Genomic DNA, 2,601 nt, shown 5'->3' with positions numbered 1-2,601 from the left:
AGCTGGTGACGGGCCTCCCGTCGTGTGCGGGCTCGCGTGCAGCACCGCGCCCCGCGGGGCCGCCGGAGGTGCAGCCGTCGGCGTCCACCGGTACCCGCGAGTAGCGTCCGGCGCATGACGAAGCACTGGGTGGCCCCACGGTTCGGCGGCAGCGAGGTCCTGGAGTTCGTGGAGACCGACGTCCCCGCTCCCGGCCGTGGCGAGGTCACGATCACCGTCCGCGCGGCGGGCATGAACCCCGCGGACACGAAGCACACGCGGCAGGGCGACCCGGACGACCTGCCGATCCCCGTCGGGTACGAGGTCGCCGGCGTCATCGAAGCGCTCGGCCCGGACACGACGATCGCGTCCGGCGGGGGAGCGGTCGGCGACGAGGTCCTGGCGTTCCGGGTGAACGGCGGGTGGGCCGAGCGGATGACCGTGCCGGCTGCCGACGTGTTCGCCAAGCCGGCGACGCTCGGGTTCGCCGAGGCGGCGAACCTGCTGCTGGCGGCGACCACCGCCGCCGACATGATCCGGGTCAGCCGAGCGTCCGGCGGCGACACGGTCCTCGTGCACGGAGCCGCCGGGGCGGTCGGGGTCAGCCTGCTGCAGCAGCTCCGGCTGCTCGGCGCACGGGTCATCGGGACGGCGTCGGAGCGCAACGCCGACACCGTCGCGGACTTCGGCGGCGAGTGGATCGCCTACGGCGACGGGCTCGAGCACCGGGTGCGGGCGCTGGCGGGCGACGGCGACGGCGACCGGATCGACGTGGCGCTCGACTGCGTCGGGACGGACGAGGCCGTCGACGTGTCGCTGGCCCTGGTCGCCGACCGGTCGCGAATCGTCACCATCGCGGCCTTCGCCCGCGCAGCCGAGGCCGGGTTCCCCGCCGTCGGGGGAGCCCAGGCCGCCAGCAAGGCGTTCCGTGACTCGGTGCGACAGCGGCTGATCGACCTCGCCGGCGCGGGTGACCTCGTCGTGCCGGTGGCCCGGACCTTCCCGCTCGCCGAGGCGCGTGCAGCCGCCGAGCTGCTCGAGTCCGGGCACCCGGGCGGCAAGCTCGCACTGCTGCCGTGAACGACACGAGCGGTCCGGCGGGATGCCAGACTCTCAGGGACAGCACTCCGCCGGAAGGAACGAACCAGTGAGCGACCAGTACCCGCCCCGCGACCCGTACGGCCAGCAGCCGAACGACCACGACGCGTCCGGTCCGCAGGACCCGTACGGGCAGCAGCCGCAGCACGGCCAGCAGGACCCGTACGGCCAGCAGAGCCCGTACGGCCAGCAGAGCCCGTACGGCCAGCAGCCGCAGCACGGGCAGCAGAGCCCGTACGGCCAGCAGAGTCAGTACGGCCAGCAGAACCCGTACGGGCAGCAGGGGCAGTACGGACAGCAGGGGCAGTACGGACAGCCGTCCTCGCCGAACCCGTACGCGCAGCAGCCGGGCACGTCCGGGGAGCCGCCCCTGTGGGCGCCCTGGTACAACGCGCCCTTCGTACAGGGCTTCACGCGCTTCTGGAAGAAGTACGTGCGGTTCGACGGCCGTGCGAGCCAGAGCGAGTACTGGTACTGGGTGCTCTGGTTCGCCATCGCGTCGGTGGTGCTCGGGATCGTCGGTGGGATCATCGACGTCGTGCTGCCCGGCGACGCCGACGTGTCGAACCTGTTCGGGCGGCTGTGGGGCCTGGCCTGCGCGCTCGGATACATCGCGCTCACCGTCCGTCGCCTGCACGACGTCAACCTGAGCGGCTGGTTCGCCTTGTTCTTCGTCATCCCGCCGCTCGGCATCCTGTTCTCGCTCGTCATCGGCTGCCTCGGCACGAACCCGCAGGGGCAGCGCTTCGACCGCCCGACCGTGGCGGGGTACGGCAGCTAGGAGCTTCCGGCGCGGGTCCCCTCGGGTTCTGGTTGACTCCGACGTGAGCATCGACCAACAACCCGAGGGGGACCGCGTGAGCGACCAGTACCAACCGCAGCACCACGGCGACGGCCAGCCGAACGCACAGTTCGGCGGCACGCAGCAGTACGGCCAGCCGCCCGCCACCGGTGCGCACGGCGAACCGCCCCTGTGGGCGCCGTGGTACGGCATCTCGTTCCCGAAGGCGTTCGCGCGCTTCTTCAAGAAGTACGCGACCTTCAGCGGGCGGGCTAGCCGCAGCGAGTACTGGTGGTGGTACCTCTGGGCCGCCATCATCGGCTTCGTGCTGTCGATCGTCACGGGCATCCTCATCGGCGCCACCGGCACCACGACGACCACGTCGACGCCGGGGTACACGGGCGTCTCGACGATGAGCACGAACCCCGTCGTCGGCGTGCCGTTCTGGATCGTCGGGCTCGTCCTGCTCGTCCCCACGCTGGCGCTGATCGTCCGCCGCCTGCACGACGGCGGCTTCAGCGGCCTGTTCGCGCTGCTGCTGATCATCCCGGTCCTCGGCCCGCTCGCGGTCTTCGTGATGATGTTCCTGCCGTCGAACCCCGAGGGTGCTCGCTACGACCGACCCACTGGCAGCAAGTGAGCAACGACGGCACGCCCGGCTGGGGTCAGCCGCCCGGCGGCGGTCAGTCGGGCTCCGGGCAGCAGCCGGGTTACGGCCAGCAGCCCGGGTACGGGCAGCAGCC

Annotated in this window: 3 protein-coding genes; all 3 read left to right on the top strand. The window is 72.1% G+C overall.

The features are described 5' to 3' along the window. Window positions 1-114: 114 nt before the first annotated feature. A complete protein-coding gene (locus tag BIU97_RS13895) occupies window positions 115-1,059 on the top strand; it encodes an NADP-dependent oxidoreductase (protein ID WP_071261431.1) in 945 nt (314 codons plus the stop codon). A gap of 67 nt (window positions 1,060-1,126) precedes the next feature. Further along, window positions 1,127-1,858 (top strand): DUF805 domain-containing protein, encoded by a 732-nt coding sequence (locus BIU97_RS18385; protein WP_254783000.1) that lies wholly within the window; start codon window positions 1,127-1,129, stop codon window positions 1,856-1,858. A 76-nt stretch (window positions 1,859-1,934) separates the two neighbouring features. Further along, window positions 1,935-2,498 carry a DUF805 domain-containing protein gene (locus BIU97_RS13885; protein ID WP_083404847.1) on the top strand — a complete coding sequence of 188 codons (564 nt, stop codon included), beginning with the start codon at window positions 1,935-1,937 and terminating at the stop codon, window positions 2,496-2,498. Window positions 2,499-2,601: the final 103 nt, after the last annotated feature.

The sequence above is a fragment of the Curtobacterium sp. MCBA15_009 genome, from assembly GCF_001864895.1.
Classification (GTDB): Bacteria; Actinomycetota; Actinomycetes; order Actinomycetales; family Microbacteriaceae; genus Curtobacterium.
The sequence above is the reverse complement of the archived record's forward strand: the minus strand, read 5'-3'. Positions and strand labels throughout refer to the sequence as shown.

Excerpts from the sequence above, each read along its gene's own strand:
- BIU97_RS13895 (WP_071261431.1), top strand. The coding sequence starts at position 115 with ATGACGAAGCACTGGGTGGCCCCACGGTTCGGCGGCAGCGAGGTCCTG.